The organism is Aminobacter sp. P4_D5 (assembly GCF_056401815.1).
In genome coordinates this window covers 1-14,096 of record NZ_JBFUIP010000064.1, presented here as the reverse complement: position 1 = coordinate 14,096, position 14,096 = coordinate 1, and the positions used below count along the sequence as shown (strand labels likewise).

Here is a 14,096-nt window from a genome sequence, read left to right as displayed (position 1 = left end):
CTTCAATCCTTGCCGGTTATTGATCGGCACCTGGAGCAGTCCTCTTCATGCTCGATGCGACCAAGCCTATGCGTCAAAGGTGAAGGAATGATCGACGTAGCCCGAAAGCTAGCCTTCCTGCTCATCGGATATGGTGGTCTGAGCGCACTAGCCAGGCCGCTGGTCGGCGGCGTCGGTGCAATCCTCATGCTTCATCGCGTGACCGCGTTTCTTGAGCGTCCGGAAAGCCCGAACCGCCACCTCAGCGTAACACCGCTCTTTCTCGATGTGCTGCTCGGCGAGATGAAGCGAATGGGCTATGCCTTCGTGACGATGGACGAGGCGGTGGCGCGTTTGCGCATGGCCGCAAAAGGCGGACTGTTTGTAGCATTGACCGCCGACGACGCTTATCGCGACAACCTGACCGAGGCTCTTCCGGTTCTGGAAAGGCATGCCGCGCCCATTGCGATCTATGTCGCGCCGGGCCTGACGGGCGGGGAGGTTGATCTATGGTGGGAAGTTCTCGACGATATAGTCGCGGCTGGCAGGGCGCTTTCGATAGCCATGCCGGGCGGCGAATTGAAGCTCGATTGTTCCACGCCGGAAGGCCGCTCTGTAGCGTTCCGGCGCCTGGCCGACCACATCACCAGCGAGGTGCGGGAAGAAGATCAGCGTACGGTCTTGCGCGGCTGGGCCGACATGGTGGGCGTCGATGCTTCCGCCCCCAACCGCAAGCTTTTGATGGATTGGAACGAGATCAGGCGCTGCGCTGGGCATCCGCTGGTGACCATCGGTGCGCATACGGTCCATCATTACAATCTCAGGCGGCTGAGCAAGGAAGCGGCACTGCGCGAGATTTATCGTTCGCGCAGCATGATCGAGGCCGAGCTTGGACGCGCGCCACGCCATTTCGCCTATCCCTATGGTTATGCGGCGGCGGTTGGCTTGCGCGAAACCGAACTTGCGCGCGAGGCCGGCTATGTCTCGGCCGTGACCACGCGACACGGCGTGCTTCGGCCCGAGCATGCTGGCAGCCTGCACGCGCTGCCACGTCTTTCCGTCAATGGGCGTCACCAGGAACTGGTAGCGATGCGAGCCATGCTGTCGGGCGCGACGACCCTGATGTCAAATCGCGGCCGACGCCTCGTGACGGTCTAGGGTTTGGCTGATTTGGGCGGCTTGACCATCCATTTGATGATCCACATCGCCGGCAGGATCCAGAGCAGGCCGCTGAAGAAGAAGAAGGCCAGGTGCACGACCGGGCCGGACTGGGAAAGCTGCGCGACCGCCACCATGGTTGCAATCAGCGCGTACACGATCACCAGCAGCACCAGCAGCACGGTTCCGATCAACTTCTTGACGCGAACGGGCATTTCTTGATCCTTTATCCAGGCCTCGCATAGTCGCTCCGGCCAGTCGACGCAACCGCCGAGGATACGCCGCTATGCGGCGCGACTGCGTGTCGCGTAGGCTGAACTTGCCAGAGAAGCCGCTATGGTCCACCAGTCCGGCGAGTTTCGAACGAGCCGGGAACGATTGTCATGTCCGCGATGACCAATACTGCTGCACCGCTTGCTCAACGCGACAGGGAACTGCACAACCGCGCGCTCGTTCGCGGCTGGCTCTACATTGTGCTGCTGGTTCTGTTCGCGCTGGTCATGGTCGGCGGTGCCACGCGCATGACCGGTTCCGGCCTCTCCATCACCGAGTGGAAGCCGATCCATGGCGTCATCCCGCCGCTCAACCAGGCGGAATGGCAGGAAGAGTTCGAAAAATACCAGCAGATCCCGCAATATGAGCAGGTCAACAAGGGCATGACTGTTGACGAGTTCAAGGGCATCTTCTGGTGGGAATGGGCGCACCGGCTTCTCGCTCGCGGCGTCGGTTTCCTTGTCGCCATTCCGCTTGCCTTTTTCTGGCTCACAGGCCGTCTCGAACGCCGGCTCAAGCCGCGTTTGGTAGGTCTGCTGGCGCTCGGCGGCCTGCAAGGCTTCATCGGCTGGTGGATGGTTGCTTCGGGGCTGTCGGAACGCGTCTCGGTGAGCCAGTACCGCCTGGCGATCCACCTGACCTTTGCCTGCATCATCGTCACGGCGGTTGCCTACATCGCACGTGGGCTGGCGGCCTACTCGCAAGCGCCGGCAAATCGCCAGGTCCAGCGTTTTTCAGGCATCATGGTATTGCTGGTGCTGTTTCAGATCTATCTCGGCGCATTGGTCGCCGGTCTCCATGCCGGCCTTTCCTACAACACCTGGCCGCTGATGGATGGCGCCATCATTCCGGGCGATCTGCTGGTGATCGAGCCTGTGTGGCGCAACTTCTTCGAAAGCCCCAAGACTGTGCAGTTCATCCACCGCATGTTCGCCTACACCGTGCTGGTGGTTGCACTTTGGCATGCCTTCTCGACCATGCGGGCAGCACCCAAGACGACGCATGCGCGCCGGGCCTGGATGCTGGTGATCTTGATCCTTGGTCAGGCGGCCATTGGCGTTGGCACATTGCTGATGCAGGCGCATATGCATTGGGCGCTGCTGCATCAGGGCTTTGCGCTGATCGTGCTGATCTTCGCCACCGCCCATTGGCGCGGCACCAAGGGGGCTTACCCCTTGGAAAACGACGTCGAGATCAGAAGCTAGCCCGCACGTTGCGGACTGCCGCGACAACGGTGAGTCCGCTGTTTTCGTCGGCGTCGTTGCGGTCTTCGGCGTGCCAGGATGCCGAAAGACAACCCCAGGCAATGGCATGATCGAGGATCGCGTCGGGGCGCTGACACAGCGTTCTGGCGAAACTCTCCGCCATATAAGCGATGCGCTCCGGCTCGATGCAGAGATCGCCGTGGCGATCGAGCGGATTGTAAAAGAAATTCGCTGCGTCGAAGCCTGGATCGCCCAGGATGCCCTTGGGATCGATCACCAGCCAGCCGCGTTCGCCGTGCAGGACATTCTCGTGGTGCAGGTCGCCATGCAGCACGCGCAGTTCGTGCGGGTTTGACAGCAGGCGCTCCGCAATGACCGCTGCCTCTAGGTAGAGGCTCTCACTACCAACATCACGATCAGCCTTGGCCTTCTTGAACAGGCTCGCGAAACGCTTCCGCAACGGCTGTAAATCAGCCGGAGGCGGAACATCCGAGGGCGAAAGCAGCTTGGCCAACACCTCATTGGCGATGTCGGTCGCGTGCCGGTCGCCATGCTCGTTCAATTCGTCGACAAGGAGCCGATCGCCGGCATATTCGAGCAGCATGTTGTGCCCCTCGAAGCCGAGCAACCGGACCGCGCCGACGCCATCGCGCCAGGACAGGTAATGCGCGCCGCGAAGCTCGTCGCAGACGTCGTCGAAGGGCTTGAGCGCCTTGACGACGGCAGGGCTGCCATCGGCAAGTCGCACCTTCCAGATGCGGCTGGAAAACGTTTCGGCAATGAGCTGGGGATCGCTGATATTCCAGTGATCCGGCCAGCGGCCTGGAACGGCAGCCTGATCCATCTTAGTGCTTGAGCCCGAGCATCAGGTCCATGTTTTGGACAGCGGCACCCGAGGCGCCCTTGCCGAGATTGTCGTAGACGGCGATCAGCAATGCCTGCGCGCGGCTGTCATTGGCGCTGACATAGACCTTCATCTTGTTGGTGCCGTTGAAGATTTCGGGCTGGATGTCGTCGCTGCGCTCGAAGTCGATGAGCGGCGCGACCTCGATCACACCGCCCTTGAGGCCGGCATAGTGGTCGGCGAGTGCCGCGTGCAGTTCCGCACCAGTCGGCACCTTGGCAAGGCGGCCCAGTTGCAGAGGAACCACGGTGATCATGCCCTGCGCGAAATTGCCAACGGCCGGTTGCATGATCGGATCGTGCGCGAGCTTGGCGTAAGTGCGCAGCTCAGGCACGTGCTTGTGCTTGAGCATCAGGCCGTAGGGCAGGAACTCGGGCGAATCCTCGCCCAGCGCCTCGTAATCTTCGATCATCTGGCGGCCGCCGCCGGAATAGCCCGAGATACCGTTGACGGTAACCGGGAAGTCCGCCGGCAGAAGCCCCGCCGCGATAAGCGGCCGCAGGCCGGCTATCGGCCCCTGTGGCCAGCAGCCGGGGTTGGCGACGCGCTTCGATGCCGCGATCGCCTTCATCTGCGCTTCGTCCATTTCCGGAAAGCCGTAGGTCCAGCCGTCCGCCACGCGGTGGGCGGTCGATGCGTCGATGACGCGCGTGGTGTTGTTTTCGATCAGCGCGACGCTCTCCCGCGCCGCATCGTCGGGCAGGCACAGGATCGCCACATCAGCCGCGTTGAGAAATTCGGCGCGCGCCGCCAGTTCCTTGCGGCGCTCGACAGGCACCGAAATGACTTCGAGGTCATGGCGCCCGGCGAGCAGCGCCCTGATCTGCAGACCGGTGGTGCCGTGTTCGCCGTCGATGAAGATTTTCGGTTTCATGTCTGTCGTTCCGTCGAAAGTTTCAGCATTTCATAAGCTTATGGCCGGATTCGGACTCAAGTCGGCAAGTCCTTGAAACGTCGTCTCAGGCTTTGTCGCGTGCCTTCTTCTCGGCCAGCAGGCCAAGATAGTGCATGGCGACCGTCGAGCCTGCGATGGCCGTAATATCGGCATGGTCGTAGGCCGGCGCAACCTCGACGACGTCGGCACCGACAATATCGATCTGGGTCATCTGGCGCAGCACCGACAAGATCTTCGCCGAGGAGGGGCCGCCCGCCACCGGGGTGCCGGTTCCTGGCGCATAGGCTGGGTCGAGACAGTCGATATCGAAGGTGACATAGGTTTTCTTGCCGCCGGTGCGCTCGGCGATCGCATAAGCGATGTCGGCGGCCCGCATCTCCTCGACCTCGTGGCCATAGAGGATCTTGATGCCGAAATCGTCAGGTGCATGGGTGCGGATGCCGATCTGGATCGAGCGGTCGGGATCGATGATGCCCTCTTTCACCGCCCTCCCGACGAAGGAACCGTGGTCGATGCGTTTGCCGTCGTCCGGCCAGGTGTCCTGGTGGGCGTCGAATTGTACCAGCGCCATTGGGCCGTGGACCGCGGCATGTGCCTTGAGCACCGGCCAGGTGACGAAATGGTCGCCGCCGAGCGTCAAAAGGAACCCGCCAGATTTCAGGATCTTCGCCGCCTCGCGTTCGATTGTCGCCGGCGTCTTTTGATGGTTGCCGCTGTCGAGCAGGCAGTCGCCATAGTCGACGACGGCGAGATCGTCGAACAGGTCGCGGTTGAAAGGATATTGCGGGTCGCAATCGAAGATCGCCGAGGCGCGGCGAATGGCCTGCGGGCCAAAGCGCGCGCCCGGCCGATTGGTGACCGCTGCATCGAAAGGAATGCCCCAGACCACCGCATCGGCGCCTGCAACGTTCTTGGAATACTTGCGTCGCATGAAAGACAGGGCCCCTGCATAGGTCGGATCACCCGAGCGGCCGGTGTTCGTCCGCGCGGTGAAGGCGTGATCGATCGATGAAGTGGGCATGGGCAGTCTCCGCAGTCGGTCTATCGGAATTCGAGGGGCAAGAACTACAGAAGCCGGCCGCAACATGCCAGCCCCGAGGTGCACTGCGTGTGCTGGCCGGCTTTCCCGAGCGTTCATGTCTCTGTCATCCGCCCTACATGCCCTTGTCATCGGTACTGCCTAACTCGTTGTCGCATCCTTCGGCCATGGAGCGATTCCCATGCGGGCAGTTCTGGCAGTCCTATTTCTTGTCTTTGGCGGCCCCTCAGTGGGGCATGCAGGAACGCGGGCCGAGCAGATCCTCGAGCGTTTCGACGATGCCAATCAGTGGCGTGACCACGTCATGGTGGTGGCCCATCGCGGCGGCGGGTTGGAGGCAGGCAAGGGGCTTTATCCCGAAAATTCCATCGCCTCGGTGCGCGGCGTCATCGCGCTTGGCGCGGAAATGGTCGAGATCGACATACGGCGCTCCAGGGATGGCGAACTGATCGTCATGCATGACAGCTGGCTCGACCGAACGACCAACTGCAAAGGCGAGGTGATTGCCCGCACGCTAGAAGAATTGCGTCACTGCCGCCTCGTCGTTGAGGGAACGGGCGAGGTGAGCAGCGAGCCGGTACCGACCTTGCGCGAAATGCTTGGCGTCACCAAGGGCAAGATCCTGGTCAATCTCGACAACAAGCTGGAAACCACCGATCTCGCGGACATGGTTGCCATAGCGCGCGACATGGGCATGGAGGAACAAGTTGTCGTGAAGGCGAACCTTTGGGATGCCGAACGCGTGGCGACGGTCAAGGAAACCATGCGTCGGGTTGGCCAGGGCTTTCAGTTCATGCCGATCATCGCCGACGATGCGGTGCGCGATGCCGGCTTCATCGAGGTAGCCAGCAAGGCGTTTTCCGCCCGCGCGGTCGAGATGATCACCTGGCGTGGCGATGCCGAGACGATGACAGTATCAGGCGGGCCACTGTTTTCGGCCAAGGTGAGGGCGGCTTCCATACGCGGCAATTGGCACATCTGGGTCGACACCCATGCCATCGTCAACAAGCCTGGCGGTTTCCTGTCCGGCGGGCGCGGCGACGAGCTTGCGGTTGCCGCAGGCTTTCCCGGACAAACCTTCGGCTTCTGGGCCGAGCGTGGCGCAACGATGATCCAGACTGACGAGCCCAAAGCAGCCATCCAATGGCTGGCTGCCAATGGCTATCGCGCGCCCTATGCGGACGTCGACGAGTCGGTTGCGGCGGCAATGGGGCAGGGCGCCCTTCGTCGGGGAAATGCGCCGACGAACCGAGATGCCACGCTATCAGTCGATTGACTGCCGGAGGGAGCGCCGTCGTTCCTTCATGTCGTATTTCGAGCCGCCGGCGCTCAATAGCTTTTTCGACAATTTCTTACAGCGGCTGTCAGCTTTCTTGGCGGCTTTCTTCTGGTCGGCGCCTTTGGCTATGGCCTTGTCGGCCGCCCGCTGCCAGCAGGTGTCGTAGTAGCCGGCGCGCTTCTGGAATTTGCTGTTCGGTGCTGCTTCGGCCACCGCCGAGGAGGCGGCGGTCAGGGCCGCCACAGTCGCAGCAAGCATGCGCAGCATGACCGTCTCCATCGCTGGTGCCACCCGACAGGTTGCAAGAGATCATACGGCATTGGTGCGCAGGCACAAAAAGAAAGGGGCCGGTTTGACCAGCCCCTTCCGAAATTCTGGAGAATGCAGTCTCGGCGCTTAGCGCTTGGAGAACTGGAAGCTCTTGCGGGCCTTGGCCTTGCCGTACTTCTTACGCTCGACGACACGGCTGTCGCGGGTCAGGAAGCCACCCTTCTTGAGCACGCCGCGCAGCGCCGGCTCGTAGTAGGTCAGCGCCTTGGAGATGCCGTGACGAACAGCACCGGCCTGGCCCGAAAGACCACCGCCGACGACGGTTGCGATGATGTCGTACTGGCCGACGCGGGCAGCTGCTACGAGCGGCTGGTTCAGGATCATCTGCAGCACGGGGCGCGCGAAGTATGCCGCGTATTCCTTGCCGTTGACGATGATCTTGCCGGTGCCCGGCTTCACCCAGACACGGGCGATGGCGTCCTTGCGCTTGCCAGTGGCATAAGCGCGGCCGCTCTTGTCGAGCTTCTGCACGTAAACCGGAGCGGCAGGCTGCACCGAAGCGGTCACGGTGCCGAGTTCTGCGAGCGAGCTGAGATCAGCCATAATTACGAGGCCTTCTTGTTCTTGGCGTTCAGCGCGCCGACGTCGAGCGTCACGGGCATCTGAGCGACATGCGGATGTTCGGCGCCTGCATAGACGCGGAGATTCTTCATCTGGCGACGGCCAAGCGGACCACGCGGGATCATGCGCTCAATGGCCTTTTCCAGGACGCGCTCGGGGAAACGGCCCTCGAGCAGCTGGCGCGCGGTGCGCTCCTTGATGCCGCCGGGATGGCCGGTGTGCCAGTAGTACACCTTGTCGGTGAGCTTCTTGCCGGTGAACGCGACCTTGTCGGCGTTGATGATGATGACATTGTCACCGTCGTCGACGTGGGGCGTGAAGGTGGGCTTGTTCTTGCCGCGGAGGATGTTGGCGACGATGGAGGCGAGACGGCCGACGACGAGACCTTCGGCGTCGATCAGCACCCACTTCTTCACCACGTCCGCAGGCTTCTGCGAAAAGGTTGTCATGGTTATATGCTTTCGGTTCGGACCTTCCGGAGAAGGCGTTTCTTGTTGCTTTCATTGGCAAAAGGCCGAAGCCCTAGCCAATAACAAAACGGCGACCCAATGCGGGCCGCTGCTTTGAATGGGCTTATAGGTGAGTGTTAATGACGCGTCAAGCGAAGCGGCAGGTCAGATATCCTGCAAAACTCAACGAAAACAATGAGATGTGCAAGAGGTATTATTTTACCGCATCGCGTTGACGCTTTGGCGGCACTGAATAGGTACCTGTTGCGTGGGCTACGGTCTGCTGGTCGGGGCCAGCAACGATGTCGATGACGAAGACCATCAGGCTCTTGCCAAGCTTGAGGATGCGGCAGTGGCCGTCGATCGGACCGGCTTCGGCCTTGCGCATGAAGTTGATGTTGAGATTGGTCGTCACCGACAGCGCATCGGGCCCGGCGTGGCTCAGCACGCAGACATAGCCGCCAATGTCGGCAAGGGTGAAAAGCGACGGACCGGAGACCGTGCCGCCCGGCCTGAGATGGCGCTCATCGGCGTTGAGACGCACGGTGCAGCCGCCCGGGAACACCTCGGTCACCTGATAGAAATCATAGTGCTCGTTGAGCTGCGGGTAGACCTCCCTGAGGAGATCGTTGACCGCGGCTGCGGTCATCAGCGGCTTCAATCCACTCTGTTTCGGCATAGTTTGGTCTTCCCCTGCGCAAGCCGCGTTCCGGTTCCCGCGTCTGATCTGTCGCCAACAAGACATAGTTGGGAACTAAGGTTCAAGGCTGCGCGTATACGCTTATGCTTCGACGCAGGCGATTCTTTCGCCGCATCGAACGCGAAGAGGGACAATATGGCAGAAATCGTCGCCATCAAGCGCAGCGAACCGGAGGGACCGGTATGGTCGACGCTGGAGACGGGCGTATTGCGCCTGACGCTCGCAAATCCGCCGGCCAATGCGCTTTCGCTCGAAACGATGGCAGTACTTCAGTCACAACTTGACGGCGCGCGCGACGACAAGGCGGTGCGGGTGATCGTGCTCGCGGCGTCGGGCAAGGTGTTTTGCGCCGGACATGATCTCAAGGAAATGACGGCACACAGAAGCGATGCCGATCGCGGCCGCGCCTTCTTCGAGCTGACCATGCAGCGCTGCTCGACGCTGATGCAATCCATCGTGCGTCATCCCAAGCCGGTGATCGCCGAAGTCGATGGTCTGGCCACGGCAGCCGGGCTGCAACTGGTGGCCAGCTGCGACCTCGCCATAGCTTCGGATCAGTCCACGTTCTGCACGCCAGGCGTCAACATCGGCCTGTTCTGCTCGACGCCGATGGTCGCCTTGTCGCGCAACGTCTCGCGCAAGCAGGCCATGGAGATGCTGCTGACCGGCGAGGCGATCGACGCCACGACAGCGCGCGACTTCGGCCTGGTCAACCGCGTCGTACCGCGGGAGTACCTGAATCACATTGTTGGCAAATACGTCCAAACCATTGTTTCAAAATCGCCATTGACGCTGAAGATCGGCAAGGAGGCGTTCTACGCCCAGGCCGAGATGGGGTTGGCGGAAGCCTATCACCATGCCTCGCGGGTGATGGTCGAAAACATGCTGGCAAGGGATGCCGAGGAAGGCATCGGCGCCTTCATTGAAAAGCGCGAAGCGGAGTGGAAGGGGGAATAGGCTTGGAACAGCGGATTTCTCTTGTAACCCTGGGGGTCGACAATCTCGACCGCGCCGTGCGCTTCTACGAAGCCATGGGGCTTCAACGAAACAAGACGATCACCGAAGGTGTCGCGTTTTTCCAGATGGGCGGGTTGGTGCTCGGCCTATGGGGGCGCGACCAGCTTGCCGTCGACGCGGGTATCGCAGCTACAAAAGGTGGCTTCTCAGGCGTGTCGCTGGCCTACAACACGCGTTCCGAGGCCGAGGTGGACGAAGTCCTGGCCGATGCGGAGCGCGCGGGCGGGCGCATCGTCAAGCCGGCACAGCGCGCCTTCTGGGGTGGTTGGTACGGCTATTTCGCCGACACCGAGGGCCATTTGTGGGAAGTTGCGCACAATCCCGATTTTCCGCTCGCCAAGGACGGCAGTATTTCGTTGCCGTGAAACGCGACGCCTTTGCGTGGTTCACCGAAAACCGGTATTCGGAACCGGCGAACGAGGACGGCCATGAACCACGACGCCTATGACAATGCCTACATCGCCGACATCTTGAATTCGGTCCGCTCGATCGCCGTGGTCGGGGCCTCGGCCAACGACGTCAGGCCGAGCTATTTCGTCGCCAAGTATCTGATCGACAAGGGTTATGAGGTCTTCCCGGTTAATCCTGGCCATGCCGGCAAGGAAATCCTTGGCCGCATGACATATGCCCGCCTTGCCGACATTCCCGCTACTCTCGACATGGTCGATGTCTTCCGGGCGTCGGCTGCGGTATCGGGCATCGTCGATGAGGTGCTCAAGCTCGAACCGCTGCCCAAAGTCATCTGGACGCAGCTCACCGTGCGCGATGATGAGGCTGCCGCGCGCGCCGAGGCGGCCGGCATCCGGGTCGTCATGAACCGCTGCCCCAAGATCGAATATGCCAGGCTTGCCGGCGAGATCGGCTGGAATGGCGTCAATTCCGGCGTGCTGTCCGCGAAGCGTCCGGTGATGCGCGAAGGGTTCCAGAGCTTCGGCATTCGCGCAAAATAGCCGCAGCAACCTTCGCGCCCGCTCGAACTCTTGGAAAAATCGTGCTGCAACTTCAGCGCGGCCAGGAATATTCGTCTTTGCTTTCTGGCAGCGGCTCCGCCAAATATAGCCGCCGAATTCGACTGACATACCCTTGGAGGATCAAATGTCCCAGCGCGCTCCTGGTTTCAACACGCTAGCGGTCCACGCCGGCGCCAAGCCCGACCCGGCAACCGGCGCCCGCGCCACGCCGATCTACCAGACGACTTCATATGTCTTCGACGACGCTGATCATGCCGCCTCGCTTTTCGGGCTGAAGGCCTTCGGCAACATCTACACCCGCATCATGAACCCCACGCAGGCGGTGCTCGAAGAGCGTATAGCTGCCCTTGAAGGCGGCACCGCAGCACTCGCCACGGCGTCGGGCCATGCGGCCCAGTTGCTCGTGTTCCACAACCTGATGCGCCCCGGCGACAATTTCGTTGCCGCAACCAGGCTTTACGGCGGGTCGATCAACCAGTTCGGCCATGCCTTCAAGAACTTCGGCTGGGAAGCACGCTGGGCCGACACCAACGACATCTCGAGCTTCGACAAGCAGATCGACGGCAAGACCAAGGCGATCTTCATCGAGAGCCTGGCCAATCCCGGCGGCACCTTCGTCGACATCGAAAAAGTGGCCGATATCGCCCGCAAGCACGGCCTGCCGCTGATCGTCGACAACACGCTGGCGAGCCCATATCTGATCCGCCCGATCGAGCATGGCGCTGATATCGTCGTTCATTCGCTGACCAAGTTCATCGGCGGCCATGGCAATTCGATCGGCGGCGTCATTGTCGATGGCGGCACCTTCGATTGGTCGAAGTCGGGCAAGTATCCGATGCTGTCGGAGCCACGGCCGGAATATGGCGGCGTCGTGCTGCACGAGACCTTTGGCAATTTCGCCTTCGCTATCGCCGCGCGCGTGCTTGGCCTGCGCGACCTTGGGCCGGCCATCTCGCCGTTCAACTCGTTCCTCATCCTCACCGGTCTCGAAACGCTGCCGCTGCGCATGCAGCGCCATTGCGACAATGCACTCACCGTCGCCGGCTGGCTTTCCGACCATCCCAAGGTCGAGTGGGTCTCTTACCCCGGCCTCAAGAGCGACAAGAACCACGCGCTGATGAAGAAATACTCGCCGAAGGGTGCGGGTGCCGTCTTCACCTTCGGGCTCAAGGGCGGCTACGAAGCCGGCGTCAAGTTCGTCGAAGCGCTTGAGCTGTTTTCGCATCTCGCCAATGTCGGCGACACCAAGTCGCTGGTCATCCACCCGGCCTCGACCACCCATCGCCAGCTTTCCGACGAGCAGAAGGTGGCCGCCGGTGCGGGCCCGGATGTGGTGCGTCTGTCGGTCGGCATCGAGGACGTCAGCGACATCGTCGCCGATCTCGAACAGGCGCTGGCCAAGGTCTGACCGGCTGTGCAAGACTTGGCCCCGGCAGCGCTATGTTGCCGGGGCCTTTTGCTGTCTGGGAGCTGGATTTTGCCGAGATTTCTCACCATCGACGTAAGCGGCATCGAGCCGGAATCAGGCGCGCCGGCCGAAGGCCGGTTGATTTCAGGCGATCCAAAATTCCTGACCTGGAACGCCGAGGAGGCCGACGGCGGGCTTTATGCCGGCATCTGGGAATCGACGCCGGGCAAGTGGCGCATCGAATATGACGAGTGGGAGTTCTGCCACATACTGTCAGGCGTCTCGGTCGTCTCAGAAGACGGCGGCGAGCCCCGCACCGTTCGCACAGGTGACAGTTTCGTACTGCGACCCGGCTTTAAGGGAAGCTGGGAAGTGCTTGAAACGACCCGCAAGGAATATGTGATCCGGCTTTGAGGTGGCCGGCAAAAAGTCGTTTGTGCCGTGGCTAACTCGGGACTCTGCCGGACAGCCTGAAGAAGAGGTGCGATACGACGAGCACGTCAGGATTTGAAAGGTGTTTGTCGAGGGCAGCCATGTCTGTCTCGAGTTCGTCACGCCCGACAAATCCTCCTTCGGTCAATTTGTCTCGAACATTGTTGATGAAATCCCAAAGAATCGGCCGCCGGTCGTGACCCGGAGGGTAGGTGTGAAGGACGGGGTCCACGGTAATGTTCGCGATGCCCGCGTCGCGAAACAGCCTATGGGTGCGGCGACCGACGAACAGGTCAATTCCCTGCGCTGACGAATAGGCGGAGTATGCCTCAAGAAGCCGCGTCCAGGCTGGTGATGGCGGGTCGCAGATATGCGTGAGATAATCCGCCTCGAAGCTCGCCACCCAACCGCCCGGGCGCACCAGAGCAACCATCTCTTTGACGATGAGCTCTGGTTTGGGGACATTGACAAGAACAAGTCGCATATGCGCGCCATCAAAGGATGCGCGCGGCAGTCCAGTCTCGTAGGCATCACCCTCGCACACTTCGACCTGAGGCAGCGCGAGTTCGTTCGTAAATCGGCGCGCGATATCGACAAATTGGGCGCTGCGTTCGATCCGGAGAACCGAGCCGGTCGGACCCACGCGTTTACCCAATAGGTGCAACACCCCTCCGGGTCCGCATCCCAGGTCGACAACACGCTCGCCTTGCCTGATCCCGATCTTTTCGAATTGTGCATCGGAGTCAGGGGCGAGGTTGGCAATCTGTCGCCGGAGTCTCGCTTCCTCGGCCTTGCCGCGTCCCAGCAAATAATCGTCTTGCTTCATCGAAGCACGCCCTTCTCCTGTCAGCAGGTCAGGCAACGAAAATGCAGCTCAGCCAATCTGCATCAGAGCTGCCGCAGGGTCAATCGGAGCGGAGCATGCCGGAGCGGGGATTGATGAAATGCAGAAGTGCTGGAAACGACCCGTGCGCGCTGGCAGCAATTTCGTGCTGAGACCGGCTCTAGTGGAAGCTAGGAACCGGCGCGGAACTAATGAATGTCCTGGCGGCGGTGTAGGGAAGCAGCCAGGCTTGCGTACAACTTTGCCGCAACTAATCTCTCGCCGTGACCGGCTACGTTTACATGACCGCCAGCCAGAAGGGCGGCACGATCTATATCGGCGTGACCAATGACCTCGCCCGTCGTTTGCCGGAACACAAGTCGGGCGAGGGCACGGGCTTCACCGCGCGATATGGCGTGCATCGCCTCGTCTGGTATGAGGAGCACTTCGACATCCGCGACGCCATCCAGCGTGAGAAATCCCTGAAGCGCTGGCCACGTCAGTGGAAGATCGAGTTGATCGAGAAGAGCAATCCCGAATGGTACGAGCTGTTTCGCGGACTTGGCTGGTGAGGGGGGCTTGGGCGGATGCCGATAGTGCGCTTCTTGGCAATGGCTGGAGGCTGCTCCCAAGGTGCTTTCGTCATCCTCGGGCTTGACCCGAGGATCCATGC

The 14,096-nt window shown here is 61.4% G+C and carries 18 protein-coding genes; 9 read left to right on the top strand and 9 right to left on the bottom strand.

Annotated elements, in window-relative coordinates; all coding sequences use genetic code 11:
* The first annotated feature begins 87 nt into the window (after positions 1-87).
* The gene (locus AC1DWF_RS15680) at positions 88-1,137 is read left to right on the top strand and encodes a polysaccharide deacetylase family protein (RefSeq protein ID WP_476788604.1); all 1,050 of its coding nucleotides are present in this window, start codon (positions 88-90) and stop codon (positions 1,135-1,137) included.
* Here AC1DWF_RS15680 and AC1DWF_RS15675 read toward each other — a convergent pair.
* Complete coding sequence (locus AC1DWF_RS15675; RefSeq protein WP_476783384.1) at positions 1,134-1,352, bottom strand: DUF2842 domain-containing protein; 219 nt, start codon at positions 1,350-1,352, stop codon at positions 1,134-1,136. The two genes, AC1DWF_RS15680 and AC1DWF_RS15675, sit on opposite strands and share 4 nt — an antisense overlap.
* A 168-nt stretch (positions 1,353-1,520) precedes the next feature.
* Here AC1DWF_RS15675 and AC1DWF_RS15670 point away from each other — a divergent pair, with 168 nt between their 5' ends.
* A complete protein-coding gene (locus AC1DWF_RS15670) occupies positions 1,521-2,615 on the top strand; it encodes a COX15/CtaA family protein (protein ID WP_476788603.1) in 1,095 nt (364 codons plus the stop codon).
* Here AC1DWF_RS15670 and AC1DWF_RS15665 read toward each other — a convergent pair.
* The 3 genes from AC1DWF_RS15665 to speB all read right to left on the bottom strand — a co-directional run bounded on the left by AC1DWF_RS15665 (position 2,605) and on the right by speB (position 5,435).
* Complete coding sequence (locus AC1DWF_RS15665) at positions 2,605-3,459, bottom strand: aminoglycoside phosphotransferase family protein (RefSeq protein WP_476783382.1); 855 nt, start codon at positions 3,457-3,459, stop codon at positions 2,605-2,607. The two genes, AC1DWF_RS15670 and AC1DWF_RS15665, sit on opposite strands and share 11 nt — an antisense overlap.
* 1 nt (position 3,460) lies before the next feature.
* On the bottom strand, positions 3,461-4,393 hold the full coding sequence (gene argC / locus AC1DWF_RS15660) for an N-acetyl-gamma-glutamyl-phosphate reductase (protein WP_476783381.1): 933 nt from the start codon (positions 4,391-4,393) through the stop codon (positions 3,461-3,463).
* A gap of 85 nt (positions 4,394-4,478) precedes the next feature.
* Entirely contained in the window at positions 4,479-5,435 is a 957-nt protein-coding gene (gene speB, locus AC1DWF_RS15655) for an agmatinase (protein ID WP_476788601.1), read from the bottom strand.
* A 199-nt stretch (positions 5,436-5,634) separates the two neighbouring features.
* Here speB and AC1DWF_RS15650 point away from each other — a divergent pair, with 199 nt between their 5' ends.
* Entirely contained in the window at positions 5,635-6,729 is a 1,095-nt protein-coding gene (locus AC1DWF_RS15650) for a glycerophosphodiester phosphodiesterase family protein (protein ID WP_476788600.1), read from the top strand.
* Here AC1DWF_RS15650 and AC1DWF_RS15645 read toward each other — a convergent pair.
* From AC1DWF_RS15645 to AC1DWF_RS15630, 4 genes are all read right to left on the bottom strand, one after another.
* Entirely contained in the window at positions 6,718-6,999 is a 282-nt protein-coding gene (locus AC1DWF_RS15645) for a hypothetical protein (protein WP_476786705.1), read from the bottom strand. The two genes, AC1DWF_RS15650 and AC1DWF_RS15645, sit on opposite strands and share 12 nt — an antisense overlap.
* Positions 7,000-7,128: 129 nt before the next feature.
* A complete protein-coding gene (gene rpsI / locus AC1DWF_RS15640) occupies positions 7,129-7,605 on the bottom strand; it encodes a 30S ribosomal protein S9 (protein ID WP_476804298.1) in 477 nt (158 codons plus the stop codon).
* A 2-nt stretch (positions 7,606-7,607) separates the two neighbouring features.
* The gene (gene rplM / locus AC1DWF_RS15635) at positions 7,608-8,072 is read right to left on the bottom strand and encodes a 50S ribosomal protein L13 (RefSeq protein WP_476789669.1); all 465 of its coding nucleotides are present in this window, start codon (positions 8,070-8,072) and stop codon (positions 7,608-7,610) included.
* 214 nt (positions 8,073-8,286) lie between these two features.
* Positions 8,287-8,751, bottom strand: a complete 465-nt coding sequence (locus AC1DWF_RS15630) for a PaaI family thioesterase (protein ID WP_476784958.1) — start codon at positions 8,749-8,751, stop codon at positions 8,287-8,289.
* A gap of 156 nt (positions 8,752-8,907) precedes the next feature.
* On the opposite strand from AC1DWF_RS15630, the gene AC1DWF_RS15625 reads away from it, so the two are divergent.
* The 5 genes from AC1DWF_RS15625 (at position 8,908) to AC1DWF_RS15605 (ending at position 12,582) form a co-directional block, all read left to right on the top strand.
* Positions 8,908-9,729, top strand: a complete 822-nt coding sequence (locus tag AC1DWF_RS15625) for an enoyl-CoA hydratase (RefSeq protein ID WP_476784957.1) — start codon at positions 8,908-8,910, stop codon at positions 9,727-9,729.
* 2 nt (positions 9,730-9,731) lie between these two features.
* Positions 9,732-10,154: a VOC family protein gene (locus AC1DWF_RS15620; protein ID WP_476784956.1), complete on the top strand. Its 423-nt coding sequence runs from the start codon at positions 9,732-9,734 to the stop codon at positions 10,152-10,154.
* Between the two features lie 63 nt (positions 10,155-10,217).
* Complete coding sequence (locus tag AC1DWF_RS15615) at positions 10,218-10,739, top strand: CoA-binding protein (protein ID WP_476784955.1); 522 nt, start codon at positions 10,218-10,220, stop codon at positions 10,737-10,739.
* A gap of 145 nt (positions 10,740-10,884) precedes the next feature.
* Positions 10,885-12,168, top strand: a complete 1,284-nt coding sequence (locus AC1DWF_RS15610; RefSeq protein ID WP_476804297.1) for an O-acetylhomoserine aminocarboxypropyltransferase — start codon at positions 10,885-10,887, stop codon at positions 12,166-12,168.
* 69 nt (positions 12,169-12,237) lie between these two features.
* Positions 12,238-12,582, top strand: a complete 345-nt coding sequence (locus tag AC1DWF_RS15605; RefSeq protein ID WP_476784953.1) for a cupin domain-containing protein — start codon at positions 12,238-12,240, stop codon at positions 12,580-12,582.
* 31 nt (positions 12,583-12,613) lie between these two features.
* Here AC1DWF_RS15605 and AC1DWF_RS15600 read toward each other — a convergent pair whose 3' ends face one another.
* Positions 12,614-13,426 carry a methyltransferase domain-containing protein gene (locus AC1DWF_RS15600; protein ID WP_476784952.1) on the bottom strand — a complete coding sequence of 271 codons (813 nt, stop codon included), beginning with the start codon at positions 13,424-13,426 and terminating at the stop codon, positions 12,614-12,616.
* 281 nt (positions 13,427-13,707) lie between these two features.
* On the opposite strand from AC1DWF_RS15600, the gene AC1DWF_RS15595 reads away from it, so the two are divergent.
* Positions 13,708-13,995 carry a GIY-YIG nuclease family protein gene (locus AC1DWF_RS15595; RefSeq protein ID WP_476784951.1) on the top strand — a complete coding sequence of 96 codons (288 nt, stop codon included), beginning with the start codon at positions 13,708-13,710 and terminating at the stop codon, positions 13,993-13,995.
* The last annotated feature ends 101 nt before the right edge of the window (positions 13,996-14,096 follow it).

Coding starts and splice junctions, on each gene's coding strand:
- AC1DWF_RS15680 (WP_476788604.1), top strand. CDS start 88: ATGATCGACGTAGCCCGAAAGCTAGCCTTCCTGCTCATCGGATATGGT.
- AC1DWF_RS15675 (WP_476783384.1), bottom strand. CDS start 1,352: ATGCCCGTTCGCGTCAAGAAGTTGATCGGAACCGTGCTGCTGGTGCTG.
- AC1DWF_RS15670 (WP_476788603.1), top strand. CDS start 1,521: ATGTCCGCGATGACCAATACTGCTGCACCGCTTGCTCAACGCGACAGG.
- AC1DWF_RS15665 (WP_476783382.1), bottom strand. CDS start 3,459: ATGGATCAGGCTGCCGTTCCAGGCCGCTGGCCGGATCACTGGAATATC.
- argC (WP_476783381.1), bottom strand. CDS start 4,393: ATGAAACCGAAAATCTTCATCGACGGCGAACACGGCACCACCGGTCTG.
- speB (WP_476788601.1), bottom strand. CDS start 5,435: ATGCCCACTTCATCGATCGATCACGCCTTCACCGCGCGGACGAACACC.
- AC1DWF_RS15650 (WP_476788600.1), top strand. CDS start 5,635: ATGCGGGCAGTTCTGGCAGTCCTATTTCTTGTCTTTGGCGGCCCCTCA.
- AC1DWF_RS15645 (WP_476786705.1), bottom strand. CDS start 6,999: ATGCTGCGCATGCTTGCTGCGACTGTGGCGGCCCTGACCGCCGCCTCC.
- rpsI (WP_476804298.1), bottom strand. CDS start 7,605: ATGGCTGATCTCAGCTCGCTCGCAGAACTCGGCACCGTGACCGCTTCG.
- rplM (WP_476789669.1), bottom strand. CDS start 8,072: ATGACAACCTTTTCGCAGAAGCCTGCGGACGTGGTGAAGAAGTGGGTG.
- AC1DWF_RS15630 (WP_476784958.1), bottom strand. CDS start 8,751: ATGCCGAAACAGAGTGGATTGAAGCCGCTGATGACCGCAGCCGCGGTC.
- AC1DWF_RS15625 (WP_476784957.1), top strand. CDS start 8,908: ATGGCAGAAATCGTCGCCATCAAGCGCAGCGAACCGGAGGGACCGGTA.
- AC1DWF_RS15615 (WP_476784955.1), top strand. CDS start 10,218: ATGAACCACGACGCCTATGACAATGCCTACATCGCCGACATCTTGAAT.
- AC1DWF_RS15610 (WP_476804297.1), top strand. CDS start 10,885: ATGTCCCAGCGCGCTCCTGGTTTCAACACGCTAGCGGTCCACGCCGGC.
- AC1DWF_RS15600 (WP_476784952.1), bottom strand. CDS start 13,426: ATGAAGCAAGACGATTATTTGCTGGGACGCGGCAAGGCCGAGGAAGCG.